This is a genomic window from Pantoea sp. RIT413 (assembly GCF_003057675.2).
Lineage (GTDB): Bacteria > Pseudomonadota > Gammaproteobacteria > Enterobacterales > Enterobacteriaceae > Pantoea > Pantoea eucrina.
Map to the genome: position 1 here is coordinate 1 of NZ_QBJB02000012.1, position 26,905 is coordinate 26,905.

The window sequence follows — 26,905 nt, forward strand, 5'->3', positions numbered from 1 at the left end:
TAGCCCACGGAGCGACTGTAAACCCTAAAGCCGCGTAATGCGGCTCAGGTAGGTTGCGTTGAAGTGGGAATCCCCGCCCTTTAGGGCGGGGAGCAGTCAAGGATAGATGCCGCCACCCTGCAGGCAATTTCTGACATTGATGCCGCACAGTTTGCGGAGAAACGTCATCTGGCATTGCGCCTGATGAACCACATCTATGTCGTGGACGCTATTTTCAAAGCCAACCTCACCGGTGAGCAACACGGTTACACCGCACTGAATACCCCTGAAACGCCTGCCGTTGAAGAACTGATGCACGCTCTGTCAGAGACCACTCGCTGGTACCTGAAGCATGTCGCCACGCTTAATGAAGCCGATCTTGCTGAAGTGATCCGCTTTCGTTTTGTGGATGGTGGCGCCGGAGAAATGCAGGCTGAAGAGATGATCAACCATATGCTATTTCACGGCACCTATCATCGCGGTGCCGTGGGCTGGCTCTTATCAGAATGCGGCGTTACGCCACCGAAGGATGTGCTGGCGGTCTTTTTGCGGGATCATAATGACTAAGATAAATGCTCTTAAAGCGAAATACCCGCAGGCGCTGAGCTGGACGTTTGGTGATTCCCCTGCCCTGGCAGATACCCTGGCGAAACTGATTGCAGATGGCAGGAAAACCGCCACCTGCAGTTCGCTGGCTGCTTTTCAGAACGATGCTGAAGCACCGACTGTCGGCCGCTACAGCATCGTCCTTGACGGCCGCAATCAACCGGTTTGCGTGGTCCGCATCGTCAGTCTGCAGCTGATACGCTTCTGCGATGTCACCGAAGCGTTTGCCCGTAAAGAGGGTGAAGGCGATCTGAGCCTCCGCTACTGGCGTCAGGAGCACCAGCGCTTCTTTGAAAACAGTGGCGTTTTTGATGAGCGTATGGAGCTGGTGGCTGAAGAGTTTGAGTTGCTTGAGGTAGTCGCCTGTCAGGCCAGCATTGAGCGCATCTAGATCTTTATTTTCTCCGCGTAATCCATCTCCAGCATCAATCAGCAGGGATTATTCAACCTGTCCGGCCCCCTGCGTATCCAGCAGCGCGTAACCCTGGTTCTGCAGCGTGGTCAGCGTCGTCAGCGCTGAGGGAGTGCGGATCACGGGGGACGCGACCCAGCGCGGATCGTAATGATGCCAGGCCAGCGCCTGACTGCACAGCGTCACTTTTACACCCGCATCGTTCAGCGCTTTTATCAGCTGCAGGTTAGGATTAGCCGCGCCAAACAGCTTCCGGTAGTGCTGCTCATCCAGCATAGCGGGCGTGGCACCGCCGTTAACCGCCACCACGGCGTCCAGCTGATTAGCCGGCACGCCGGAACGGCCATAAAGATTGATGACGCGCGCCACCTCATTCAGGCCGGGATTGATATCTGCTGCATTGCTGGCCGCCTCGCTCACTTTAAAAACCAGTTTGTAGTGCTGCGTACTGTCGGGCTGAAAAGCCGCGTCAGGGGTGTCATAAAGCTTACCGTAGCCGGCAACGAGCGGCGCCCTGGGCGTATCCGCATGCGCCCCCTGCGTTGCGTAAAGATAGGCGAGAACAATAAGCGAACAGAAAGAGAAATATCGGGTCATGTGCGTTCCGCATAAGCAAATGGCGGGGTCAGCATAAATTAAAAAACGCCGCTGCAAAGCGGCTGGCCTGTTTTTAAGAGTAATGCACATCCCGTGCCGGTCCTGCTGTTGCAACAGCAAAAAGTGCGGTGGCCGCTGAATATTCGCGCGCTTTTCCATTCCCGCTCCATAATTCTTTTGACTATAAACGGAGCCCGGCGATGAAAAATCCAACCCTGTTACAGGCATTTCACTGGTATTACCCCGAAGGTGGCCAGCTCTGGCCTGAGCTGACCGAACGGGCAGCGCATATGAGCGAATCGGGTATCAATATGATCTGGCTGCCACCAGCCTATAAAGGTGCTTCAGGCGGCAGTTCAGTCGGCTATGACACTTACGATCTGTTTGACCTGGGTGAGTTTGATCAGAAAGGCACCGTTGCCACGAAATATGGCGACAAAGCGCAGCTCCATACGGCGATTGAAACGCTTCATCAGCATCAGATTGCGGTGCTGATGGATGTGGTGGTTAACCACAAAATGGGCGCGGATGAGAAAGAACGCATTCTGGTTAACCGCGTCGACAAGCAGGATCGTTCACAGATTCATGAAGAGGTAGTGGAGTGCGAAGCCTGGACCCGCTACACCTTCCCGGTACGCGCCGGACAGTATTCAAAGTTTGTCTGGGACTATAAGTGCTTCAGCGGTGTCGATCATATCGAAAATCCTGATGAAGATGGCGTGTTCAAGATTGTGAATGACTACACCGGCGAGGGCTGGAACGACCAGGTTGATAATGAGCTGGGCAATTTTGATTATCTGATGGGCTCCAATATCGATTTCCGTAACCGCTCGGCGACGGAGGAGATCAAATACTGGGCGCGCTGGATGATGGAAACCACCCAGTGCGACGGATTCCGTCTGGATGCGGTTAAACATATTCCGGCCTGGTTCTACAAAGAGTGGATTGACCATGTGCAGGAGGTCTCTGAAAAGCCGCTGTTTATCGTAGCGGAGTACTGGTCGTTTGAGCTGGATAAACTGCAGCAGTATATCAATCAGGTTGAGGGTAAAACGCTGCTGTTTGATGCCCCACTGCACATGAAGTTTCATGAAGCCTCTAAGCAGGGCAGCAGCTACGACATGAGCCAGATCTTCTCCGGTACGCTGGTAGAAGCCGATCCGTTCCACGCCGTCACTATTGTTGCTAACCATGATACTCAGCCGCTGCAGGCACTTGAAGCGCCGGTGGAAGCCTGGTTCAAGCCGCTCGCCTATGCGCTGATTTTGCTGCGTGAAAATGGTGTGCCGTGCGTGTTCTATCCGGATCTTTATGGTGCCAGTTATGAAGATACCGGCAGCGATGGTGAAACGCATAAAGTTGAAATGCCGGTAATCGATAAGCTCGATCGGCTGATGATTGCGCGCCAGCGCTTCGCTCACGGGGTACAGACGCTGTGGTTTGATCATCCTAACTGCATCGCTTTCAGCCGCAGCGGGACTGAAGATGAGCCAGGCTGCGTGGTAGTGATGTCTAACGGCGACAGCGGAGAGAAAACGCTGACGCTGGGAGAGAATTACGCCGGTAAAAACTGGCGCGATTTTCTCGGCAATCGCGATGAGACGATTACCACCAACGAACAGGGTGAAGCAGTCTTCACCTGCAACGGCGGCAGCGTTAGCGTCTGGGTTATTGAGTAATACCCGCGCGGGCTGCGTCTCTGGCAGCCCGCGCGTTATGCTCTGCAGCAATACGTTTAATGCAAAAAAGGTACGCAGATAATAATGAAAGAGACCACTGTGCTGGTATTTGATGTTAATGAAACGCTGCTCGATCTGACCTATCTGGATACTTTTTTTCTGGATACCTTTGGCGATGCGCAGGTGATGCGTCAGTGGTTTGCGGAACAGATCCTCTACTCCCAGACGCTTACCTTAAGCGGTCGCTATGTGCCGTTTGGTGAACTGGCAGTTGCCGTATTGAAAATGGTAGCCAGCATCCGCAGTACAACCCTCACTTCAGCACAGATAACGCGGTTTCAGGAGGAGATGGCGGCGTTACCTGCTCATCCTGATGCGCTGCCCGCACTGGAAAAACTCCAGGCTGCAGGTTTTGAAATGGTGACGTTCACGAACTCATCGGCAGACGCCGGCAAAAAAGTGCTGGCGCAATCCGGACTGGCGTCGTTTTTTTCACAGCAGTTCTCCGTTGAGCTGAGCGGCTGTTTCAAACCTGCCGCTGCCGCTTATGGAAGTGTCAGTCAGGCGCTGGATCGGCCTCCTGCTGCGCTCAGAATGATAGCCACACACGCCTGGGATATTATTGGCGCCATGGCCTGTGGCTGGAAAGGCGCCCTGCTTACCCGCGCCGGTAACGCGCCGCTGTTGCTGGGCGAACAGCCCGATATCTGCGGGCCCGATTTACAGGTAATAGCAGAACAGATTATTGCGGCAGACAGGCCGGGATAAAACGGCGAGAAGGGTTACAGCTCACCTGACTGATAAGCAGAAATACCCTGCGCTGCTGATGCTTGAGCGCGAGGGCAGCTCAGGGTGGTTTTAAATCCCAGCGTCAGGCTGCTTTGAGTTGCCTGACATCCTGCCAGTTGCTATTTCGTCGTATAAACTTTTACAGTTATCCAAAGGAGATGTATGCCAGACTGGTCATATAATGATGAAATCCAAAGCAACTGCTTTTTTGGAACTTTATCTGGGAATAATAAATTACCTTATACATATTATTCAGTCAGATATCAGTGTGATTTGATGAAAGCACCCGCAACTCATCTTGTTAATCTGCTGCTTTGTATTTAATATAAATTCAATAAAAATTGAAAGCTTGCTGAGTCTTATTGGTAAGCTTAACAAGAAAAAACATTCGGTTAATTCGGCTTCTTTAAATTATGCTTTCCGGTTTCATCCTGTCCGTTAAGATATTTTCCTGCAGCCTGATTACTACTGCATCCTTTCATCTTCTATCATCGATTTATATAATATTTATTTATATGACATTGCTATCTTATTTATGCACTTTCGCAGGGTGAAATTTTTCGGGTGTATTTTATGCAAGTCATTGCAGCACGTCTGTAAACACGTAATGTCTTAAACAGTAACACTCGTTGCTTTCATTCATCCACTGCGCATTTGGTTTGTGATCTTATTAAAAATTGTGAGAAGCTAACTATGCCAATAGGAAAAACCTCCTCTGATTACCGCAGGCTGAATCAAACTACTGAGCAATTCAATCAGCAATGCACTGTAAATACGCCACAGTTTAACAGGAACGTGGGAAAATCCCCTCGCCTTCAGGACTATTCTCATAAAAAACAGTCCGGCGTCGTTAAGAGAATGGCGGCGGATCCAGGCAATCACATTAAGCGAGAACAAGCCCAAACTCTTCTTTGCGCGCTGACTACCATTACTAATATATCATTACCTGCTCCTCCTCCTGCCGTGGTTCACGCTCCCGCTCCTGAGATCCCTGTTCCGAAACCCAAGAAGGAGAAACATTCAGCCGCCGGAGAGGAGAGTAAGGAATTGGAAGGCGTGAAAAAAGCAAGCAGCGCAGAAACTACAGAAGCTGGCCGCTCAGGTGCTGACTTAAAGAGCGAAAAACCACTTCTTTTAACAGCAGGCAGTGCAGCAGCTATAGGCGCAGGCTCTGTATTGCCCGCAGCGCGACGTCCTGGTCCCTTATCTGCCGTAATCTCTATCGGAGCTAGGGCCGCAAGTACTGCGATGATGGCCGGCGCTACCTATATGGGTTACCACTATTTTTCTGAGCGAAAGGATAATAATGCTCCTCCGATTACGTCTGCGGCAGCTGAAAATGTTAATCAGACAAGTGATTTTATCGCTCTCAGAAGTGCGCTGGCATCGAACCTGGCGGCTGTAATTGCAGATGAGAGCGGACATATTCAGGTACAATCTTTGGGCGATCGTCTTTGCACCTTGCATGAAATCCATGGCGATACTCCTGCTTTTATCGCGGAGGCAAGGGCGTTGCTGCAAGCTAACGGTCTCCTTGCTATGTTGGATCAATTGCTTCCGTCGCAGACCGCGCAATCGAAAGAGGTTAACCCGACGAAAGAGACGGCAGGCCGTGGGCATGTGCGCCAGAAGCGATCTGCAACGGATGCAAATACTGCTGACCGCTCACCAGCGACGACTGCTGCTGAACTGACACTGCTGAATAGTCTGATAACATCTCCGGCGGCTAACGTTACAGAAAATGAAGATCGCTATTTCACTGCATGGCGCAACAGTTTGCCGCGTGGTGAAACGTTCAGCTGGTTAAAAAATGCGCCTGAAGATCGCCAAAGAGCGTATAAAAAATTGCTGGATTACGTTGCTACCAGTGAAGCCGGTGTGGTCTCTTCCCTTATGACGGTGCTGGCAGAACAGCCAGGTACGGCACAGTTGTCACAACGGTTGCAAAGGCAGCAGCACTTGCCTGTGCAACCAGAAGAGATCATCCTGCATGCCAGTATCAATGAAAAGGCGGGTACCCTGTCCGCTCCCGTTGCGGTCAGCCTGACGCTTAATGAGGCATGGCAGACAGGCATGCTTGATAAAATGCTGGCGTCTGGTGATTTGAAAGTTGATCTCCGCTCACAGCGGCGTCTGCTACAGGGAACAGAGCTGGCCGCTTTTCGAACTGCATTACACGGTATTCCGGCGCCGCCTGATGTGGTAACACTTAACCAGGATGATCGCATCAGACTGGCGTTTCGTCACCTGACAGAGGCTCGCTTTGAACTCAGTACCTTAGAGGCGGAACTGAAAGGCGATCTGAGAAGTAACGATCATATCCGCGGCCTGCAAATTGTCAGTAAATTCCGCAACGGTGCCGCTGATGTTGAAGCGGGGAACCTTACATTTAGCGCGCTTGATGCCAGCGGACGGGCATTTAGTGTCCCGCTTTCTGGCTGGCTGGTCCTGCGTGATAACGATGGAAGTTGTGTTTTGTATGACGCTGATATCAGTGCGCGCAGCCATTACTTCAGCAGCGAGCAGGCGATGATGCAGTTCGTAAGTGAAACAGCGATGCGTGACACAGTGGGAGTTGGACGGCTGGAAACAGCAGCAATGGCAGAAGGGACAAGTGAGGCGTTCCATCTGTCTGAATTCTTCAGAAAACTAGAAAATAATCCCACAGCATGGTCCAGCAGTAAGGCAGCGTTAAGCTTCACCCCCAGCAACAATACCCGTTTTGATGAAACAATGTCAGCATTTGCCGACCGCTTGCAGATGAGGAATAACGCTATTCTGGCATATGATGCATCTATTCAGGACGCAGCTGCCCGTGTCGTGAATCTAAACGAAAACTGGGTAAGTGCGATGAGACAGCATGGAATGCCCTCCTTACTTGAGTATACGCGGGCGTGGATGAAGACACGCGATGAGTACGGTAAGTTTCTTCAGGAAAAACAGGTCATCAATAATACCCAGGAATTTGATCCGGATAAAATAATCATCTCTCCTCCCGGCGGTAAGAATATCGGAACGCTCACTGAGTTTGCAGCCTACCTGCGCCGCAAAGAGTCAAACAGCGCTGATTTCACCAGAAATATGGAAATTCTGCCAATAGAGGTTTTCGACAACACCTACGTCAGCGCACTAACCCGGACTCAAAAAATAGCTTTTACCAACACGCTGAGCCGCATGATTAACATGCAAGGCGGCGGAAATCCATCAACGGCTGACGAGCATTACATTTCCACGCTAAAACCGGATAGTCAGCAGTCATTACATACCGCCATGCAGATGTACCTCAGGCTTAATCAGCAGGATGTTAAAGATGGTCTTGATTCTGCCCTAAAGGCTGGCTATCCCGGCACCAGTTATCAGCAGTACCTGCGCCAGAAAATTGATTTAACATTGCCGCAAAACCGTAAGCTACGTGAAGCGTGGAATATGGTCGAGGTAGCAAAAATGCAGCTGGCACTTAAAGCAACGCAAAAAAACAGTCAGCAAGGCATAGGGGGAGTACTACCTGCCGATGATGCAAGACGTATTGAACAACTCCTCGCAGGCTTTCCGGGAAGTACCACGTCCAGATATGACTTTATGGCCCCGCTTACGGTGGGTAACGTGCGCATACCTGGCATGGTAATATTTACACTAAGAGATGGCTATGAACCACGCACAGGCTCCCGGGTCCGCCCAAGACAATATATTTATACGCCGGAAGCTATTCATGGCAGCAACCTGTTCGAAGTTAACGTCTTCAACAATCTGATAAAGCGATCGCAAATCGCACGGAGTACCGTAAAAGCACGGGCCGCATTAGCTGACACAGACAAGCTAGACGAAACCTTTGAAGCTATGTTGAGAGGCGCTTCGCCCGCAGGTGCCCGCGCAGGTTACGCCCTGGTAAATCACTATGATCTGTACAGTGAGATGATTGAAAAAAGAATTGCCGATTCCGATGCAAAAACAATAAGTCGCTGGGAGGTTATACGGGATGCGACGATGACCGGCGTCGGCGCTATGGTGCTACCCGCCTGCCTCGCATCAGGGCCGGCTGCGGCCGTGATGTGTGCAGGACTGACGGCGGGTACTCTGATAAATGACGGATATGAGGCGGTTAAGCAGTGGTCCAGAGGAGCGCGCGGTGAAGCGCTTATGACCGGGCTTATCGGTATGATGGACGTAGCCGATATAACCAGTGGTTTACGGACAACAGGTCGGACGATGGGTATTGCACGTAAACTGGGCTATGCGGTTAAGCAAACTCCGGACGTATTAAAAGGCGTAGCTGGCGGCGCACAAGGGTTGCTGAATCGGCTTAAACTTAAAACATTCAGCAGCGTCGCCGATGCTGCAAATTCTGCCGGCAGGTCAGAGCGACACAGCGGGGCATTTGATGCAGGCTGGCTGAAGAGAGAATGGGCGATAAATGTCGATCTAAGCGAGGCCAGACGCGTCACGCCGTCCGGTGCACCAGCAGGTGCATTCTATGAACAGAATGGCAGGACCTACATTAAGGAGCGCGGTTACGAAGGGGAAATGCCAATGGTTTACAGAGTTGAACCAGAAAGCGGTGGAGTCGTAAGAGTCGTTAATCCGGCCCATCCCGGGGTGCCGGGAGACAGGATCCGGTGGAATAGTGAACACTGGGTCAAAGATTTATCCGGGCTGCAAGGCGGCGGTAATGATGTCGGCACGTTTAACCCTCAAATAGATGAAATGTACGCTATCAGGGACAAAAACAATCGCCCGCTATATATTTCAAAAATCAGCGATGTTAGCGTGAATTCTCAAAGTGGAACGGTTTACTCCAGTGAAAGTGTTTTGCCATTTATCAACAATAAGTTTATGAATCGCCCAGACCCAATTCCGGTCAATGAAATAAATAATGAAAGGAAGAGTGAAAATAACTCAGCTTATAAGCAGATCAGGAAAGCATTATACGAAAATAATATTGATGTTCGTATCATAACCGCAAAGGATGTTCCAGAAAATGAGCAGGCTCTTATAGGTCAGTTTGGAGGCTTTGCAGCAAAGGATATCAAGAAAGGTGAAGCTATCGGGGTATACGGTGGGCGCGTGGTGAGTAAAAATGAGCTCAGGAAAGATGAATTTATTATGAACGCCTTTCAGGCCAAGTCGGCACCGGGTGATACTGTCAGGTTGTTACATTACTCGGGTGACAACTCCATCTCAAGAATCAATACCATCTATGAAGCAGACAACGGTGTGCTAAAACAGGCGCGAACCGGATACAATGCAGAAGCAGCGAGTTTTGATATTACTGCCTTGAATTATGACCCGCGTCGACCCACCCTTAACTTGCGCCTGGTCGTGTTATATGCGACGGAAGATATCCCTAAAGGAAAAGAGTTAAGGTGGAACTATGGTTACTCAAGCCAGGGTGTAAAAGAAAGCATTACCCGATAACATTAACTTAACGCATATCACTACCTGGTTTTGATTCTTCTTATAACGTCAAAACCAGGTTTTTCTTCAAAACTCAAACGGAGACGCCTGACTAAGGATTAAAACCGGCGCTGAATATTTAACTAGTGTGCTGCCAGACCGCAGTTTATTTGTATTAGCTCGCTTACTGATGCATTCATTTAGTTACAGCACTCTTTTACCTGTTCCACTCTTTCCGGCCCTGCGGGCCGGGCGCGGCGGAGAGTCAGGAGGGGCAACCCTGTTTCAGATCTGTACCTGAGGTTGAAAGGGTCAGAGAGGGGCTGTGTGTGTCAGACCGGCACCGATTAGTATTTCATGTTAAGGAATGCTGTAACTATTTGGGAAGTATATTCATAGTCATTCCGTTGCGATCTGCCGCCAGCCGGAATGCACCAGCGGCATCCGTGCTTACATAATACCTGCCACGGATTTCGCCAGCTGCGCTTCCAGCACCGGCTTCGCTTCTTCAAACTTGAGATTAACCTTGTTGGCGTTGGACACCACGCGCGTCTGATACTTCATGCGGTTGCCCTCTTCGCTGCTGGTCTGTAGCTTGATGCCTGATGTACCCTGACGCAGCGCGGCAATGTTGTCAGTGGTCACGGCATTTTTGCTGCGTTCGGAGATCTGCAGATCGGTCACCATGGTGAAGTTAACATCTTCAATCAGCGCATCGGCCGCCATTCCTGCCAGGCCTGCGGCCAGGCCGACGCCAAGCATCGCACCACCCGAGTTACTGTTATAGGCCGTAATGCCGGCACCCAGCGCTGCACCGGCAACCGCGCCTTCATAACCGGTAGCCAGGAAGCCCTGCGACTGGCGCAGATCCATTTTTTCCGCTTTCAGCACGTTAGCCTGAATCCAGTAGAACGCAGTATCAGGCGAGGATGTAACTGTATACCCTTTAGCCTGCAGGTCCTGCGCCAGCAGCGACTGCAGATCGCTCATATCTTTGTCAGAGGTATTACGCACCTGCAGATAGACCGTTTTCTGAGTGGAAGGCTCAAGCCATACCGTCTGGCTCATCTGCGTTTTAACTTCAAGATTGCGCTTTTTGATGGCGGTAGTCATGGCGCTGCAGCCGGAAAGGACGATGCAGGAGGCGACGACGGCCGCCACCAGGGGTTTACGATGGTTCATTTACTGCTCCCTGAGAAGAATTAACTGCGGCGCACTCTTGCCCGCAGCACACCCGTAAAGCAGGCGCAAACGTACCGGTTTGCGCTAAGGTGGCAGGGAGGAATATCGGCAAAGCGTAAGAGAAATTTACGCTTTGATGAAAATAAATATACTAAAAACGAACTATCATACTTAATACATTGAAATAATGGCTTTTTATAGAGGAATTTTCAGGAGTGCTCTTTTAATCATTAATAGTGGAGCAGTGATCATTAAGGCCCTGTATTGCGGTCTGAGAGATTGCCGGCTCCTGAAAAAAGAGCCGGCACGGGGCGCTTATGCCAGATGGAAAGTGGAAACCGAACGGGTCAGATACTGTACCTGCTCTTCAAGCGATGCCGACGCAGCCGCTGACTCCTGTACCAGTGCGGCGTTCTGCTGCGTCACAGAGTCCATTTCAGTCACCGCTTTCTCAATCTGACCGATGCCGCGACTCTGTTCACCTGACGCCACAGAAATATGCTCCATCAGGAGATTAACGCGGCTTACGGACGCGATAATAGCGCTCATCGCCTCCCCGGTGCGGCTGACCTGCTCCGAGCCGGTGTGAATAATCGCTACCGACTCTGCAATCAGCGTCTCTATCTCTTTGGCTGCCAGCGCGCTGCGCTGTGCCAGATTGCGGACCTCTCCGGCAACCACAGCAAACCCCCTGCCCTGCTCACCCGCTCGCGCTGCTTCCACAGCGGCGTTCAGCGCGAGGATGTTGGTCTGAAACGCGATCCCGTTGATCACCGAGATGATCTCTTCGATTTTTTTCGAGCTGGCGTTGATCAGGTCCATCGACACAATCACCTCACGCGAGACTTTTTCACCTGTTTCCGCATTTTGCACCGCTTCGCCGGTCAGGCGGCAGGCTTCAAATACGTTGTCAGTGTTCTGCTTCACCGTAGCACCCAGCTGCTCCATGCTGGCCGCGGTTTCCGTCAGCGCCGCAGCCTGCTGCTCAGTGCGCGAGGCCAGGTCAACGTTTCCGGCGGCGATTTCGCCGGAGGCGGTGGAGACCGAATGCGCGGAGTCACGTACCTGCATGATGATTTGTGTCAGGGCGAGACGCATCGCTTCCAGCGATCCCATCAGACTCTGAATTTCACTGCGCGACGCCCCTTTTGCCGGAACCACACGGTTAAGCTCGCCGGCGGCGATCAGATCGCAATGCTGTTTTGCCATGCTAAGCGGCACCAGCACAAAGCGATGCATCAGCAGTGAAATCACAACAATGATGCCGACAAACAGCGCACCAAACAGCACCAGCAGCATCAGGCCGGAGTGAAAGTGACGCTGTGCATCATCATTGAGCTGGCGTGCGTAAGCTTCATGCTGCGCCAGTACCTTATCGAGGATAATTTCATACTGACGATCGAGACGGACGACGGTCGGGATCTGCGCTTTGAAGCGTGCCTGATCGTGCGCCTCAGCGGCAGCCACCAGCGGCCGGATCCCTTCATCGCGATAGCTGAGATAAGCCTGCCGGTAAGCTTCTGCTTCTGCTGCCTCACCGGCCAGACGCGGGGCATCCATATAGGCCTGAAATGCCGCGTCTGCTTTGACAGCCACCGCTTTAACACTCTCAAGTGACGCTGCTGATGCGGTATCGTCCCCCTCGCTCGCTTTCATATATTCCATCACCCTGACGCGCAGCGTACGGCTGTGGTTGATAGGATCGATAACGGAGAGTACTACGCGGATCTCTTTGTTAACAGCGGTCAGCGAGGCGTTACTGCGCACCAGCAGCCAGCTGCTGATGGCCACGCTGGCCAGAAACAGTACCAGCATCGTGAGGAATACCAGCAGTGAGGATTTTTTCAGCGACATAATTAACTTCCGGTTGAAGGTGGAGAGTTAGTTATATCGGCCCGGCGGCGCAACTCATTAGCCGTGAAAGTGTCGCAATCGGCTGATTGCGACAGCATAATTGGTAAGTGCTTAACCGTTATCGCGAAAGCCAGGATAGAGACTCATCCCGCCATCAATAAACAGCGTGGTGCCATGCACGTAGTCAGATAAATCACTGGCCAGCCATACCACCGCGTTACCCACATCTTCCGGATCGCCCACCCTGCCATAGGGAATAAGCTGCAGCAGCTTTTTCTCTGCGTCACCCTCGGTGGCTTCGGTATTGATTGGCGTTCTGATGGCCCCCGGCGCAATCGAATTAATGCGAATACGCTCCTCACCCACCTCCTGCGCCAGGCTACGCATCAGCAGATCGACACCCCCTTTAGAGGCGGCATAGTTGATATGACCAGCCCAGGGGATGAGCTGATGAACCGAGCTCATATGAATGATTTTTCCGGCAGCGCGGCTCACGTCCGGACGCTTCTCCTGACGGCGGAACTGACGCAGCGCCGCCCGGGCACAGAGAAACTGACCGGTGAGATTGACCTGGATAACCTTATTCCACTCCTCCAGCGTCATCTCGCCGGCTGGCGCATCGCGCTGCAGTCCGGAGTTCGCGACCAGGATATCCAGCCGCCCAAAGTGGTTGATGGTTTCAGCAAACAGCGCCTCTACGGCTTTTTCATCAGAGACATCCCCCCCTACCGCTACCGCCTTACCGCCGCGCTGCCGGATCGCTTCTGCCAGCGCCTCGGCAGGCTCCTGCTGGCTGTTATAGTTGACCACCACCGCTGCACCCGCCGCAGCCAGCGCTTCGGCGCACGCGTAGCCAAGCCCTGAACTGGCGCCGGTAACCAGCGCAACCTGTTTCTCCAGTGATATCTGCATGCTGTTAATTCCCGTTATGAACAGAGAGGAGGCTGGCGGCGCGCGCCGCCAGCGGCTACAGGAAATCATAGTCGGCGCAGCAGAATTGGTCGCGTCACGGTTCGCCTAAATATTTCATTCTGTAAATTACTGGAAATCTGCGGATTAATAACCAGACTTAAGCAGTCAGGCAGCAGAACTGCTGCATTTACATTCACAGAACGGAGGCAATATGGTAAGCAAATCAGAAATCCTGGATCACGCACAGGTTGTTGACGTCAACGGTGAGCACGTGGGCATTGTCGATCACTTCGAAGGCGAAGATAAAATCAAACTGGCAAAAAGCGATCCGGAAGCGGGCGGCCAGCACCACATCATCCCATTCAGCTGGGTAAAAGAAGTCGATGATAATAAAGTCATTCTTTCCAAATCAAAGGATGACGTTGAAGCCGAATGGCAGAGCGCATAATCTGTTGTCGGACCGCAGCAGCCCTGCTGCGGTCTTGTTTTTACACGTGTGAAGAGCCCAATACCGGCTGATTCAAAAAGCATTGCTTCTGATACGAAAAGAACCCACGATCCGATCCCATATCTCCACCAGCTCCGCATCGCTACAGGCCGGCGCAGGCAGGGCGTGGTTGCTCATGGTCAGATCGATAATCGGATGCCGGAAATCCACCCTCTTTTCATTGGCGATGGCGTTAAACAGCAGCTGTGCTGATGCATGACCGGGTGATTTTTCAGAGGGCGCGGTGTTGAGCCACTCATCCGCTTCAAAGCCCGCTATTTCCGTTTTATTCTTGCGCAGGGTCCGCGCGTTGAGCGAGGTCAGCCAGGGCTGTATTTCATGGCTCCGCTCCAGCATGCTCTTTGGGTCGCCAAGATAGGTGTTGGTGGCAACCGACAGGGAAAATACCTGGCCGTGCGGATAGATTAAGGTAATGTTCTCTCTGGGTTTTGCGCCTCCGTCGCGAATAAACCCTTTTGCAATACAGCTGCCAGGCTGCACCGGGATTTCGTCATTTTTTCGCCCGCTGAGGCGGGACATCAGGTCCTGCAGCTCCGCCAGTTTTGCCGGTTTGTCATTTAGGGTGCTGTCATTAAATCCGGCATTGATAAATGTTTGTTTGTCTTCTTCATACTTACTGTCCGATACATCAAAGATCTCCTGAGTAAGAATAAATGCCACTCCATCAGTATACAGATGCGCTTCCAGTACACGACTAAACCCGGCTGCGCTCTCATTTTTATTGCGATCGAAAATCACCGCGCTGTCACTTATCCGGTAGACGTCTTTGAGAAAAGGCCGATCCACCGGATCAACGGTATAGCTGTTTTTCAGCGCCTCTTCCCGCAGGCGGATACGCTGCTCAAACGCCGGCCGGTAGATTTGCTTGCTGCTGATGCGGACGTCATTAATCAGAGCGCGATCCGGCAGGCTGTTTTCGAAAGAGTCCGGAACCTCAAACACGTAACGCCCCACGCACTGAGGTTTAGTGGTTGCAAACAGGGTATCGACCATACGTTTTTCCTTATCCGTTAACGCCGCTGGCGCATGCACAAACGTCACATAGTTATGAAGATAATATCCCGCCGCCAGCAGCACGAGCGTCAGCGGGAACAGCAGGGTCAGCGGAGGCTTTTTCATGGCGCAGGCACCTGCTGTACGATTTTCATCACTGAACGGACGGTAAATACCATCGCATCAGATAGATCGCGGTAGACCGAGCGGGAGTGGTTAACGGGATCAACAGCGTAGGCACTTTCGTGATCAACGTCGGTTGCCAGAACTCCACGGATCCGTGAAGAGGCAGTCCGGATAGCCGTAACCGGCACCGTGCCGTCGCCGGGTGTTGCGGCAGAAATTAGCTGGTGGGTTCTTAGCGGAGAGAGTTCGGGAGGCGCGTCAGAACTATTATGGAGCCGCTGCGCCTCCCTTACTCGCGGTGGAATCTGCTCTTTCCACGTCAGAAACGCGTCAGACTGGTTATCTGCGCTTGCGCCGTAAAACAGCCAGGTCTGCGGATGATATTTGCCATGCAATTTTTCAATAAATTTTTCAACCTCGGCCGGTATGCGTCTAACAAAATTCTTCCATTCACTGTTTGTATCATCCAGCAGTAAATCCTGATCGCACAGCCGCCACCAGTCTTTCTCGTTAAGATAAATTTCCTTATACGGATCATTCAGCGGTAGCGATGGTCGGGAATGGCTTCCTTCAATTTTCAGCCAGCCCGGAGGATAAGCCTTGCCCGGCAGCAGCTGAAGCGGGCCAGGAGACCGGGCCAGCACCGGCATCAATTTTTCTGCGCTGTTCCCGATAACCATCCCGACAATACCGCGTTCGCCGGTTTTCATTCGCCGGTAAGCTGCCGGTGAGCCGAGATCGGGCATTACCCCGTGTACAATGCCCAGGATATTTTCCTGCCCGTTCATGTTTTCAGAATAGTGCCGGGCAACCAGTCCACCCATGGAGTGGGTGACGAGGATAACTTTGTTCACTGCCAGACGACCGTGATAATCCCCCAGTACTTTTTTGATATAGGTTTCCAGCTGAGCCGCCGAGTCCGCGTTAGACTGCAGCCAGTTATAACCAAACACGTGAAGCGGGTATAAAAACTTGTGGCCGTGTGCCGTCTCTTCCTCCGTCAGCACCTGTTCTTCCGGCTCATCGCCTATCCTGACGCCGGTAAAACGCTGTCGCGCTGTCTGAAGCTGCGCTTCCCTAAAGTAGTTATCCATCAGGATGTCGTCATCGCTGAGCAGATACTGCAGCTTGTCGAGTGCTTTGCCGTAACTCTTGTAAAATGCGCTGCCCCAGCCCCGTTTTCGTCGTGAGGGAAATTTTTTTCCGTCCGCGTCGTTATTAGCAATCTCACCACTGTAATCAACCATGGTGGTGGCGGGATCCAGCAGCTCTTTTCTTTTTTTAGCGTTGGCAAGCGGCCATTTGGTTAACGACGTAATGCTGAACTGCCAGACCTCACCGTCTCCGTTTTTCAGATTTGAACCCATAACTCCCGGAATAAAAATTATCGGGATCACCTGTTCAGGCGGTAAAAGGCAAAATGATACATGTTTCTTCTCTTTCGCCTGTGAAACGAGCTCGTAATGAAACTGTCCGTTGTCATCCCATACCGGCCGATGGTAAGAACAGCTTTTCTTGTCATCCATGCGCGAATACCCCTCTACTCTCCCTGTAAAGATAAAGACTCTACAATACCCCGGACCTGACTTAACTGAAATTTTTGTGAAAATACAGAATGCCAGCGTAGTAAAGCTCCCTCCCGCTGCTCTGGCCTCTGAAAAGCCCAATGGCAGGATCCGGCTTTTCATTTAATAGATCTGCTGCTTTCACGCTTCACAACATCCTGCTGTGTGCATCACAACGTAACGCAGGCTTTGGTTTCCGCCACGCTTCTGGCTATGATGACATCCAGTCACGACGTAGGTAGAGCCGTAAAGCGTCAGAGCAATACAGGAGGCAGCGATGCTTAGCGACGAACGCCTGCAATATATAGCAGGCAACCCTGATAATAATTCACCAGAAGCCGTTGAAATGGCGCGCGAAATATTGCGCTATCGCCGCGCCCTGGCAGAGCCCTATGCCATTATCGAGCCTCTGGGTATGCAATATCTGGGGGATGGTAACGGCGCCATGGTATTTCCGCCCCGTTATCGTGAAAGAAACGATATCAATCTTTATCGTCTGGATGAAAATGAGATGGCTGACTGAGCCTGCCAACGCCTCAGCGTCCTGAAAGAAAAACGGGCAAACATAATGATAGCGCTGCATCTCACACGGCAGAAGATAACGTGCATTAAAGCAGCGTGCCTTAACTGCAAAAACTCACATCAGAATTATCCTTTTGTCTCTTCTGCTCCAGGCAGATCGCGTAATCCGTGCCAGGCTTATTTAATGTTAAAGCCGTTACTGATAGGGAGAAAATGATGATGATGAAGGTGTGGATTGCTATTACGTTGATTGCTGCAGCGAGCTGCTCAGTATGGGCTTCAAAAGGTGGTTTTGAGACCTCAGCAGCCATTCCTGCCGCACAGAGCGTGCAGCAGGAATAAAAATCTTAGATACCTTCGTCGTCCGGTGTGCGTCCGACCACTATCTCCAGCGCATTGCGCAGTACATCAAGGTGTACAACGTCTGATGTGCTTTCCAGTTCGGCGATAAGATACAGGATGATAGTTTTACTGGTAACGCGCTTGCCGTGTACAACAATATCGCGGATGACCGCATCCAGCACGGCTGTTTCAGCAGCCAGCTTCTCGCCAGCGTGACGGAAATGGTGAATGATGTCGGCTTCGATCGTTTGGGTGTGCTGCATTTCTTGCTGCATAGTCTTTCCGTTTAATTCCGCACCAGCGGCTGAGTTACCAGGCTAAATACCTGAAATAAAGACGGCCATCCGCAGATGGCCGCGTCCTGCGGGCTTTTTACCGCACTTCGCTCTCGCGAACGCTTTTTTAATGCTTTTTGTTACCGGGCAGTACCGATCCCAGCGCCATGATAGCCGTATCCTGCGTTTGCCGCGCACGCGGAAACTCTTTTGCTACTTCAGCCAGCGCGCACTCCAGCGCTGCCAGCCGTTCAGGATGCGATTCAAGCGCCGCCATCCGCTTCAGGGTGGTCATCAGAGCGGTTGAATTAATCCGGCCTGCATCGCCGAGCAGTGCTGTCACGGCTTCGCCGATAACAATATCTGTCAATCTTTCAAGGTTGCTTCGTTGCATACCCGCTTCTTATCTCTGCGTGCCTGCTCCGGCAAGAGTATCTGGCTGCCTGTCCGGACAGCCCTGAAATATGCTGCGGAAAACGCTGAGCACGCAATCAAACGCGACTCAGCGATCAAACAGCAGTCCGATAAGCGCCTGATAATGGCGTTCTTCTTCCACGCTTGCAGCGACTTCCAGGCGGCGTAACAGCTTTGTACAGATCGCTTTGCGATTAAGATTTTTGCCCGCGCGCAGGATCTCAACAACAATCTGACCTAATGTTTCCTGCTGACCCGGAACGGAAACTTTGCTGAAGTAGTGGGCAATATCATTTGCTGTTGCTGGATAGTTCGCAATGTCCTGACGCATGGTGAACCTCTGTAATGGTTAAAATATAATCATCGCTCTATGAGCGTAAAGTTATACAACTTTAATAAACTTGTACAGCGATTGTGTATACCCCCTGGCTTGATTTTTTTGCAAAAAATGCTAAGCGCTATTTATCATGGGGTTATAAATGAGAATAAGGCTAAGTAAGTTGTACAGCTATATCAGCAGCTTCGATAAAAAAGCGGTAACTGATGCAGAAAGCTTGTAGGCAATGCTTTGTCTTCAGAAAGAGGATGCTATCCCTGCGTGAATTGTTAATCATCAGGAAAATAAATTGTATAGGTGACTGTAACTTATAGATATTTATTAGATCCAGACCAGTCTGAGGCCGCTCTTACAAATCAACGCTGTACACACCGCTGCGCATCGTTTACTTTGCGCACGACTTCTCCATTAACTTTCAGGTATTTCAATGCGCCAGGGCGGACTGCCTTCTGAAACCACTATCGGGCTGACTGGCTACTTCAGCAGGGTAACGCACCCCTGCCAGATTGAAATGCTGGGCAGGATCACCGTCGAAATCCTTCGCCAGGAGCGACGTCTTACCCGCACCGCCGTCTGTCTGAAACTGATTGGCTGGCTGGATAGTACTGAGGACGCCACAGAAGCCGCGCACCTGCGCGAGCTTCTCGCCATGCTGTTTGGCCGGTAACGATCCTCTTTACACTCTCAGCCCGCTTGATGCGGGCTTTTTCATCTCCGCTCTGTTTATCTCTTACCTGGCTAATACCGGCTTTTCCTGCAGGTCATCATGCTAAATAAAAGATCAGGTTGTCCTGCGCGCCAGAGTAGGTAGACTGGGCTACCTACTTTCTGTCTAAAAGAGTGACTATGACCTTACGGCCTGCAGGTTCTGAAACCGCTTACGACAAACTGCTTAATGCCGCACGCATTCTGTTTTACAACCACGGGATCGCCGGCACAGGTATTGATGCCATTGTGAAACGGGCCGGCGTTGCGAAAAAAAGCCTGTACAACAATTTTGCCTCTAAGGATGAGCTGGTAGCGGCTTACCTCAGGGTGCGGCATGAAGAGTGGCTGGCGCTGTATGGAAAGCGGCGTCAGTTCGCCACTACGCCCCGGGAACGGGTTCTGGCCGTCTTTAAAGCGTATGAGGATCACGCTGAGTATGCTTATGAACACGGCTTTCGCGGCTGCGGGCTGCTTAATGCCGCTGCAGAGCTGCCTGCCGGGGCACCGGGACGCCAGGCCGTACGCGAGCATAAAGAGGAGGTTGAGGCGATTCTGGCTTCGCATCTGGCTGAGTTAATGAACGGAGAGGCAAACAACGCCGGCCTGGTGGCAAAGCATTTCGCTTTTCTGCTGGAAGGCAGCATCTCCCGGGCCGGGCTGGAAGGAAACAGTCGCTGTGTGGCTCAGGCCCGCGTAATAGCTGAACAGATGCTGGAGGCGTACTGATGCTTTTATCAGAGCAGCGACTGGTCGGTATCGCAGGCGTGTTGATGGCCGCGATCCTCTGGGGCACGACCGGCACGGCAGCCACCTTTGCACCTGACCTCAGCCCGCTAGCGATGGGTGCCGTAGCGATGGGCGTCGGGGGGTTACTGCAGGGGCTGATTGCTGCGCGTACCCTTTTGCGTCAGCGCCGGCTTATTGCCACACAGTGGTACTTTCTGGTCACCGGCGCGCTCGCGGTTGCCGTGTATCCCCTTGCCTTCTATGCTTCCATGCGTTATGCCGGCGTCACAACTGGCACGGTGATTTCGATTGGTTCAGCTCCGCTTCTTTCAGCCCTGATTGAGTATCGCTTTGACGGCGTGCGCCTGACAAAGCAGTGGCTGTGCGGAGCAACGCTGGGGGTCACCGGAATGATACTGCTCTGCCTGGCGCAGAGCAGCGGAGAGGCTGCCGGCAACGAACACGCCCTGAGCGGCATTGCTCTGGGCCTGCTGGCGGGGTTCACCTACGCGTTCTATTCATGGTCGGCGCGACGGCTGATGCAGGCAGGCGTGGCATCGCGCGCGGCTATGGGGGCGACGTTTGGCGCAGGCGGCATCCTGCTGATGCCCGTACTTGTTATGACGGGTGCTCCGCTTCTGGCGAGCTGGAATAATGCAGCCGTCGGGATCTACATGGCCCTGATCCCAATGTTTGTCGGCTATCTCTGCTACGGCTATGGTCTGGCGCGTATCCCGGCCAGCATGGCAACCACCATTACCCTGCTCGAACCGGTCATTGCCGCTTTACTGGCTGTCCTGGTAGTGGGTGAAAGACTGCCTCCCGCCGGATGGATTGGTGTCGCTCTGATAGTCGCCTGCCTCGGTGTTATTACCGCGCCAGTGAAAAGGCGCTCGCCTGTGCCGGCACGGCAGCTCTGACTCAGGTAAGCGCTCAGTGATGTGCGTTTGAGGGAGACGCTGCATACAGCATTGCGATCTGGACGCGGTGCCGGGGCGCTATGCTGGCATCGCCTGCCCGCCCTGTGGTCGTACCCAGGAGCGGTTATTGATAGCACAGCGCTTAGCGACATGGTCAGATGCCCGCTTTCCGGCTCCGGCCGTACAACTGATTAAAGAAATGCCGATGAAAATCACCTCCAGTGAATCTGTCTCTGCCCGCCTGCTGGATATTGCAAGCGATGTTATATCTCCCCCGCGCTCCCTGGCGGACAAGATAAAATCTGTCTATAACACCTCGGTAACGTCCGAAGCTCCCAAACTTCAGCAGGCTATCCGCAGCGGCAAAAAAATATTGTTTTCCGCCAGGGGCAGCACATTGTCCGGGTACGCTCGCTGGATGCCGTCGGGCATTACCGGATTAGCGTTACAGACGTTAATAAAGGGAAAGGCTTATGCCGGGAGGTTCAAAACCGAAGTGAAGTTAATTACTATGCCCGTAAATTGTATTCGGAGCTTTGTCAGGCAATGCCACGCGGAAATTCTTTATCGAAAAAACCCTTAAAAGACGGGCACATCAATTTTGACAAAAGTAAATTAAACTCGGCCAATCTTATTAGAAAAAATCTGGCAGGTTGTAGTTTTAATAAAGCCTGGTTTAAAGATGCTAAAATGACGGGCATAAATCTTGAACGTTCCTGGCTAAAGGGTGCACACCTGAAGCGAGCTAATCTGGAAAATGCAAATATGGAACGGGCTCTTCTGGAAAAGGCCTATTTGAAGCATGCAATTTTAAACAATGCGAATCTGAAAAGAGCAAGATTCAGCGAAGCTGTTATGAACAATATTTCTCTGCAATACGCTGACCTACAGCATGCCGATTTGAGCGATGCAGATCTGCGCGGTGCAGATTTGCGTAACGCTGACCTGCGTAACGCTATTCTGATTAATGCTGACCTCACAGGCGCTGACCTGCGCGGTGCAATACTGACCAATGCAGACCTGTCCTGCGCACGGCTTACTGGTGCTAATTTAAGCGAGATTGAATTCAATGGTGTTTTACTTGGAGGCACAAATTTTAGTAAAGCTATCTTGAGAAAAACAGATTTTAGAAAAGCTCATCTTGGCACAATAATTTATTACCGATATCTTCAGTCTGGCATGATAAATTTCAGCGAAGCAAACTTGCAAGAAGCTGATTTTTCCGGGCAAAATCTTCGTCTTGTCAATCTGGATAAAGCAGACTGTAGCTATGCAAAATTAAGGGGTGCAGGCCTATGTAATACCATTCTGACTGACGCGATTTTAACTGGTGCTGATCTGCAAGACACAAACCTAAACAGTGGATATTTACGCGGGAGCAGGCTGACAGGCGCCATATTAACCAATACCTCTCTAAGCATTGAAAAGATAATAGGTGGCAGTCTCAGCAACATCTGCCTGAATGGAGCCTGTATAGCGCTTTCGCAGGATGGAATCAGCTGGGACGATAGCCGTCTGGACCTGCTGCTCAACCACCATAATAACGCCAGCGGCTCTCTGCTGACCACCCTGCACAGCATCGACGATCGCCATAACCAGCTGAAAACAGACCTGGCGCTTCAGCTGATGCGCTCGCTCACTGACGCGGGCTACGGTCCGGAGAGGCTGACGTCCGTCGCGCTGCCGGTGCTGGAGATCCTCGGACAGCCGCCGTATACCGATGATTCCGCGCTGGTCGCCTGGCTGGCCAGCGTGGCTGAGGCCCGGATAGCCGCGCGCGGCACCGAAGAAATGACGCCGACAATCGCCGGAGGCTTGCTCTTTCCGTTCGAGCGCGAACTCTGCCTGGCGGTGCGTCAGAGCGCCGCGCTTATCCAGCTGGTTCACGCCGCCCTGGACAGCGGCGATCCGGCGCTGGCCGGACGTGCCGAGGCACTCTACGCCCGCTACCTGGCCCTGCCGGAGGTTGCCCCTTACACCCGTTCCGCCCCGTTTGACCGCCTGAACCCGGACGTCCCGGACGAGCCGGCGCGGGTCAGCCTCGCGGAGCGCGACGAGATAAACCTGGTCCTGCTGCCCGCCACGCCCGGCGGCCCGGTAATGCTGCTGAGCCGCGACGCGCTTGACGGCATGCTGCATCCCGACCCGGCGCAGCCCGCCTGGGACCACTTCTGCCTGATGGAGACGCCGGAGCACGCCCGGCCCGTCGCCGCGATTAACCCCGAAATACTGTTCCGGCAGGACTTCCCGCTGTTCCTGAGTTCCTACCTCACCGAGCAGAACAAAAAAGCCTTTGTCCGCCTGCTGGATACGCTTGACCTGAAAGCGTACCGCGCAGATTTTGACGCCGCCCTGCGGTCGCGCAGCAGCGGGCAAAAGCTGATAAGCGCAAAGGCGCAGACTGACCTCAATGCCCTGTTCAGCCACGCCCTGCGCCCGGATGAAAGCTGGGGCCGCCTGACCGCAGAGCACGCAGCGCGCGTTCTGCGCGCCTTTACGCTGGAAGGGGCCTCGCGGCGCGAGCAGGCGCAACACTTTCTGTGCCTCTCGGCGCTGTTTGCCCGGCTCTCATCAAGCTTGTACTTTGGCACAGAGGATGACTCGCCCGTCACCCTGCGCGTCTACGCTCACGCGCTGATGCTGGAGGCCGCTGAACTCGACAGCGACGTATTCAAAGCAGGGCAGCTTGGCGACTGGCAGAACCGCTTTCAGAAGCGCGGCGATGCGTTTGAATGCACAGCGGTCCTTTCTGACATCATGACCTCCCACGCAAGACACACCTGCCCGGCCGTGCTGGCAGGTATCAGGCCGGCGGCGTGGACCTGATAGTGCTGTTAACGCATAAACACAAAAGCTGAAAAAAGCGAACCCGGACACTGTTATCCGGGTCGCAAAATAACAGCAGGCAAGAGTCCATCTGCTGTCGCTACATCATCAAAAAAAATTTATCTTACAGATCAGAACAGTCAAAAAATCTGGCGGGCAGTAAACTTTTCTCAAAAGAAAGAGCCTTTTAGAGTGATCTAAAAGTAAAAGATGACCATCAGTACAGCCCGTGATGTCTTTCAAAAAACTGTCATTCAGCCCGCTTACATGAAAACAGATCACACTTTAATCGTGCCCCCGCGCTTTCTCCAATCATCAGCAGGCATAAACAGAAGTGCTCAAACAGTTAAGCGTTATCGGTCGCTGGTGATGAGCTCCGGCTTTTTTCTGGCTGCTGAAGAGCCAGTGATAAAAAACAGTGAATGCGAAAAATCTGTAAAGCAAAATGGCATCTGCTTGCCAATTAACATCTTAACCGCTCTTTTTCCGCCGCTTCGTCATTTCCCTCTCATTTAGACCGGCCCTTTGCAATTATAACTTTTTCAATGGCTTATACTTTTTTCCGTTGTGCAACTTTTATACATTCAGGAGTGCATCATGACAGAAACATCTGCTATAGCCTCTTCTTCTGCGCCGGTTCCGGCCAGCATCCTGCATCTCAATGATATCGCCGCCTTACGCGCTACAGAGCCTTCGGTAGCGGGCCAGCTGGCGGTAGTGCTGGAATATACTAAAGATACGCGGATGGGCGGCGGCGTGTTTATACACGATCCTGTCGATACCGCGTCCGTTGATGATGGCGGCATAATCTTTGTCACCGCCGGTAAAAAACGCTGGAAACGCGTGGTGCTGGACTACAACAGCGTAACCGTGGTTGATTTTGGCGCGGTCTCTGACGGAAGGACCGACTGTATTGAGGCGGTGAAACGTATGTTTGCCTGGTCGCAACGCGTGTTGCCTTCAGCGGGCATTCGCTTCACCGCAGGTGAATTCAGTATGTCGATGTTTGATATCTCAGACAAAGAGATCAACCGCTTCAAGGTCAGCGGTGCGCCGGTTAATTTTGGCTACTTCCCTACCACAACGCTGCTCTTCAACTGGGACACCCGGCCGCGCGGGCTGCATTTCTTCAAAGTTAAGGCGCGCTACGTTGAGATCTCCGGCTTTGTTATCAAAGGCAAAAGCTCAAACAGCGGGGAGGATGGCGGAACCGCCTTTAACCAGGTCGGTTTTTACGCCAACACCATTACCGGCGGTCAGTTTCTGCGCGTCTCCAGTATGGAGTTTCGCTATCTGGGCGGACGCGCGCTGGACCTGATCGATACGCTGGATTGTAAAATCGATCAGTTCTATTCACGCGGCTGTCAGGACAGTATCGTCTATGCACGCTGGTCCGATCGGGAACTGGGCGCATGGGACCACAGCACCGCCATCGAGCTCTCTAACTTCAACCTGCAGCGCGGTACTAAAAAGCCGGTGCTCGACCTTCCCCGCTGTACGCAATCTTTTATCCGCAATGGCTGGATTGAGCACTCTGAGTACGCGGGCGATCTCACTAACGGACAGTGGACAATTGAGGGGCTGGTGATTGAATCCACCGCCAATCCGATGAAGATGGGCTACTGCCGCGCCATGATCATCCAGAAAAGCGTGCACCGGGACAGCGCCGGCTTTGACTTCAGTAAAGAGGGCGTTGAGCCCTGGACGCTGCTGGCGGAAGGCGATCGCGGCGTGATGGAGATTTCCGATCTCGGCGCGGTTATTCAGGGGTCGCTAAATTACGACTTTATGACCTCGCAGCACCATATGGATAACCGCACCGATAAACCGCGCTGGTTTTACATTGGCGAGTTTAATTTCTCTGACGCCGCCTCGCAGATCCACATCCGCGTGCTGGGCAGCGCGCAGTTTCTCTCGCAGAGTGAGACGCAGACCGATCACAGCGGCAGAACGCCTGAGGGGGTAGCCCACATCTATCTGCAGGCGCGTGATAAAGCCGACACCATCGGTAGCTGGTACAGCGAGGGCTCCAGTCCAGTCATGAAAGTACACGTTGAAGGCGGCGGCGCGCGCACCAAACTCTTCGTTAAGATCCCGGACTACACCGGCTACTCAATTGCGCTGGTGGAAACCAATGGACGCGATCGCTACACCTCCGGCCAATGTTTTATCTTCCGTAAAAGCTTCACGGTGTGCGATGCAGAGGAGAGCGCGCGACTTGAAGCCACGCCGGTTGTGGCGTTTGAACAGCGCTGGACCGGTAACAAATCGGTTGGTTTCGGCTATAACGACAATAAGGAGCTGCTGGTGCGCGGTCCATACTTCTTTAAAGATGTTGAGCATCAGCCGGGCAAATGGAAGCGCCGACATTTCCTTAAAATCAGGGTAAACGGTACACCCCGCAGCATTGAACTGCTCGACCCGGAGGAGCCGCTGGGTTAAACGCAGAGGGAGCCAGGTCAGATTGCGGCCTGGCATCCCGCTGGCCATTCCGGTCGGGTGCCAAAAGAGAGCGCGCTCAGATAACTCAGCATCAGCTGCAGGTCGTTGCGGGCTTTCAGCTTGCTGCGCGCGGAGAGCTTCTGCGTACTGAGCGTTTTGATACTACGCTGCTGAAACCGGGCCAGTTCCGACAGCGTATACCCCAGGATCAATCCCTCCACGACACCCATTTCTGCGGGCGTCAGCAGCTGCAGCTGAATCGGCATGATGTGATGACAGTGCGAATTGCGCCGGAGCGCCTGCATAATTTCGTGGCGGGACGCCGTATCGGGAAACACACCGTAAGCACAGACGCGAAACCAGCGGCGCACTTCCGTGGACTCCTGATTACTCATGCTGAAAAACAGACGCGCATTTGCCCGGCGGATATACCAGAGGTTAGAGGCGATAAACAGCCGCACCGCTTCATTTGATCCCTCAGCCAGAATAAAGCGCGGCTGCAGGTAAAAAATATCAGCCAGTGAATCCAGCACGACCGGGATATCGCTACTGAATTTTGCACTTGATGATTTTTTATCAACCAGGAGTGTTTTTATATGCCGGATAAATTCAGCGGAAGATCCCAGCACCAGAATGCCACAGAAATGGAGGCTGAAGATTTTATTATCCTGTGAACACATTAGCATGATGCTCTCTTATCTAAGATTTTGGAGCAGCTACTTTACCTTACCGGGTTGATTAACCTCTGTTAAAGGAGATTAAAATAGGTTATCAACGCCTTATGACGCTGATTTAACAAG

Annotated in this window: 25 protein-coding genes; 15 read left to right on the forward strand and 10 right to left on the reverse strand. The window is 52.5% G+C overall.

Features of this window, described 5'->3' with window-relative positions:
* The first annotated feature begins 102 nt into the window (after positions 1-102).
* Positions 103-546 (forward strand): DinB family protein, encoded by a 444-nt coding sequence (locus DBY66_RS14005; RefSeq protein WP_108570282.1) that lies wholly within the window; start codon positions 103-105, stop codon positions 544-546.
* Positions 539-976 (forward strand): ASCH domain-containing protein, encoded by a 438-nt coding sequence (locus DBY66_RS14010; protein ID WP_108570281.1) that lies wholly within the window; start codon positions 539-541, stop codon positions 974-976. The genes DBY66_RS14005 and DBY66_RS14010 overlap by 8 nt, the downstream gene beginning before the upstream one ends.
* Before the next feature lie 48 nt (positions 977-1,024).
* On the opposite strand, the gene DBY66_RS14015 is transcribed toward DBY66_RS14010, so the two are convergent.
* Entirely contained in the window at positions 1,025-1,594 is a 570-nt protein-coding gene (locus DBY66_RS14015; RefSeq protein WP_158249874.1) for a DsrE family protein, read from the reverse strand.
* Between the two features lie 200 nt (positions 1,595-1,794).
* On the opposite strand from DBY66_RS14015, the gene amyA reads away from it, so the two are divergent.
* The 3 genes from amyA (at position 1,795) to DBY66_RS14030 (ending at position 9,474) form a co-directional block, all read left to right on the forward strand.
* Entirely contained in the window at positions 1,795-3,273 is a 1,479-nt protein-coding gene (gene amyA, locus DBY66_RS14020; RefSeq protein WP_108570280.1) for an alpha-amylase, read from the forward strand.
* An 84-nt stretch (positions 3,274-3,357) separates the two neighbouring features.
* Positions 3,358-4,041 (forward strand): haloacid dehalogenase type II, encoded by a 684-nt coding sequence (locus DBY66_RS14025; RefSeq protein ID WP_108570279.1) that lies wholly within the window; start codon positions 3,358-3,360, stop codon positions 4,039-4,041.
* Between the two features lie 714 nt (positions 4,042-4,755).
* Positions 4,756-9,474: an SET domain-containing protein gene (locus DBY66_RS14030; RefSeq protein WP_146745177.1), complete on the forward strand. Its 4,719-nt coding sequence runs from the start codon at positions 4,756-4,758 to the stop codon at positions 9,472-9,474.
* 429 nt (positions 9,475-9,903) lie between these two features.
* Here DBY66_RS14030 and traT read toward each other — a convergent pair whose 3' ends face one another.
* The 3 genes from traT to DBY66_RS14045 form a co-directional block, all read right to left on the reverse strand.
* Positions 9,904-10,635 carry a complement resistance protein TraT gene (traT, locus tag DBY66_RS14035; protein ID WP_108570277.1) on the reverse strand — a complete coding sequence of 244 codons (732 nt, stop codon included), beginning with the start codon at positions 10,633-10,635 and terminating at the stop codon, positions 9,904-9,906.
* A 315-nt stretch (positions 10,636-10,950) separates the two neighbouring features.
* A complete protein-coding gene (locus DBY66_RS14040) occupies positions 10,951-12,489 on the reverse strand; it encodes a methyl-accepting chemotaxis protein (RefSeq protein ID WP_108570276.1) in 1,539 nt (512 codons plus the stop codon).
* Positions 12,490-12,600: 111 nt separating this feature from the next.
* The gene (locus DBY66_RS14045; protein WP_108570275.1) at positions 12,601-13,401 is read right to left on the reverse strand and encodes a glucose 1-dehydrogenase; all 801 of its coding nucleotides are present in this window, start codon (positions 13,399-13,401) and stop codon (positions 12,601-12,603) included.
* A gap of 211 nt (positions 13,402-13,612) precedes the next feature.
* Here DBY66_RS14045 and DBY66_RS14050 point away from each other — a divergent pair, with 211 nt between their 5' ends.
* The gene (locus DBY66_RS14050) at positions 13,613-13,849 is read left to right on the forward strand and encodes a DUF2171 domain-containing protein (RefSeq protein WP_040113409.1); all 237 of its coding nucleotides are present in this window, start codon (positions 13,613-13,615) and stop codon (positions 13,847-13,849) included.
* A 72-nt stretch (positions 13,850-13,921) separates the two neighbouring features.
* On the opposite strand, the gene DBY66_RS14055 is transcribed toward DBY66_RS14050, so the two are convergent.
* Together DBY66_RS14055 and DBY66_RS14060 are read right to left on the reverse strand one after the other, a co-directional pair.
* Positions 13,922-15,028 carry a T6SS immunity protein Tli4 family protein gene (locus tag DBY66_RS14055; RefSeq protein ID WP_108570274.1) on the reverse strand — a complete coding sequence of 369 codons (1,107 nt, stop codon included), beginning with the start codon at positions 15,026-15,028 and terminating at the stop codon, positions 13,922-13,924.
* Complete coding sequence (locus DBY66_RS14060; RefSeq protein ID WP_158531834.1) at positions 15,025-16,395, reverse strand: hypothetical protein; 1,371 nt, start codon at positions 16,393-16,395, stop codon at positions 15,025-15,027. Before DBY66_RS14060 ends, DBY66_RS14055 begins: the two co-directional genes overlap by 4 nt.
* 475 nt (positions 16,396-16,870) lie before the next feature.
* On the opposite strand from DBY66_RS14060, the gene DBY66_RS14065 reads away from it, so the two are divergent.
* Entirely contained in the window at positions 16,871-17,116 is a 246-nt protein-coding gene (locus tag DBY66_RS14065) for a hypothetical protein (protein ID WP_040113408.1), read from the forward strand.
* Between the two features lie 212 nt (positions 17,117-17,328).
* The gene (locus DBY66_RS18080; RefSeq protein ID WP_255420999.1) at positions 17,329-17,457 is read left to right on the forward strand and encodes a hypothetical protein; all 129 of its coding nucleotides are present in this window, start codon (positions 17,329-17,331) and stop codon (positions 17,455-17,457) included.
* A 5-nt stretch (positions 17,458-17,462) separates the two neighbouring features.
* Here DBY66_RS18080 and DBY66_RS14070 read toward each other — a convergent pair whose 3' ends face one another.
* From DBY66_RS14070 to ycgZ, 3 genes are all read right to left on the reverse strand, one after another.
* On the reverse strand, positions 17,463-17,720 hold the full coding sequence (locus DBY66_RS14070; RefSeq protein WP_108570285.1) for a biofilm development regulator YmgB/AriR family protein: 258 nt from the start codon (positions 17,718-17,720) through the stop codon (positions 17,463-17,465).
* A 139-nt stretch (positions 17,721-17,859) separates the two neighbouring features.
* Positions 17,860-18,126: a hypothetical protein gene (locus DBY66_RS14075; RefSeq protein ID WP_146745178.1), complete on the reverse strand. Its 267-nt coding sequence runs from the start codon at positions 18,124-18,126 to the stop codon at positions 17,860-17,862.
* Positions 18,127-18,234: 108 nt separating this feature from the next.
* The gene (gene ycgZ / locus DBY66_RS14080) at positions 18,235-18,477 is read right to left on the reverse strand and encodes a regulatory protein YcgZ (RefSeq protein ID WP_108570271.1); all 243 of its coding nucleotides are present in this window, start codon (positions 18,475-18,477) and stop codon (positions 18,235-18,237) included.
* A gap of 433 nt (positions 18,478-18,910) precedes the next feature.
* On the opposite strand from ycgZ, the gene DBY66_RS14085 reads away from it, so the two are divergent.
* The 7 genes from DBY66_RS14085 to DBY66_RS14110 all read left to right on the forward strand — a co-directional run bounded on the left by DBY66_RS14085 (position 18,911) and on the right by DBY66_RS14110 (position 26,105).
* Positions 18,911-19,150, forward strand: coding sequence for a biofilm development regulator YmgB/AriR family protein (locus DBY66_RS14085; protein WP_108570270.1), 240 nt, complete (start codon positions 18,911-18,913; stop codon positions 19,148-19,150).
* 179 nt (positions 19,151-19,329) lie between these two features.
* On the forward strand, positions 19,330-19,917 hold the full coding sequence (locus DBY66_RS14090; RefSeq protein WP_108570269.1) for a TetR/AcrR family transcriptional regulator: 588 nt from the start codon (positions 19,330-19,332) through the stop codon (positions 19,915-19,917).
* Positions 19,917-20,837: an EamA family transporter gene (locus DBY66_RS14095; protein WP_108570268.1), complete on the forward strand. Its 921-nt coding sequence runs from the start codon at positions 19,917-19,919 to the stop codon at positions 20,835-20,837. The genes DBY66_RS14090 and DBY66_RS14095 overlap by 1 nt, the downstream gene beginning before the upstream one ends.
* A gap of 127 nt (positions 20,838-20,964) precedes the next feature.
* Positions 20,965-21,420: a hypothetical protein gene (locus DBY66_RS14100; protein WP_108570267.1), complete on the forward strand. Its 456-nt coding sequence runs from the start codon at positions 20,965-20,967 to the stop codon at positions 21,418-21,420.
* Positions 21,384-23,663 (forward strand): pentapeptide repeat-containing protein, encoded by a 2,280-nt coding sequence (locus DBY66_RS14105; protein WP_108570266.1) that lies wholly within the window; start codon positions 21,384-21,386, stop codon positions 23,661-23,663. The genes DBY66_RS14100 and DBY66_RS14105 overlap by 37 nt, the downstream gene beginning before the upstream one ends.
* 210 nt (positions 23,664-23,873) lie before the next feature.
* On the forward strand, positions 23,874-24,179 hold the full coding sequence (locus DBY66_RS17800; protein WP_146745179.1) for a hypothetical protein: 306 nt from the start codon (positions 23,874-23,876) through the stop codon (positions 24,177-24,179).
* A gap of 81 nt (positions 24,180-24,260) precedes the next feature.
* Positions 24,261-26,105, forward strand: coding sequence for a hypothetical protein (locus tag DBY66_RS14110; protein WP_108570265.1), 1,845 nt, complete (start codon positions 24,261-24,263; stop codon positions 26,103-26,105).
* Between the two features lie 17 nt (positions 26,106-26,122).
* On the opposite strand, the gene DBY66_RS14115 is transcribed toward DBY66_RS14110, so the two are convergent.
* Positions 26,123-26,791, reverse strand: coding sequence for a hypothetical protein (locus DBY66_RS14115; RefSeq protein ID WP_146745180.1), 669 nt, complete (start codon positions 26,789-26,791; stop codon positions 26,123-26,125).
* Positions 26,792-26,905 lie beyond the last annotated feature (114 nt).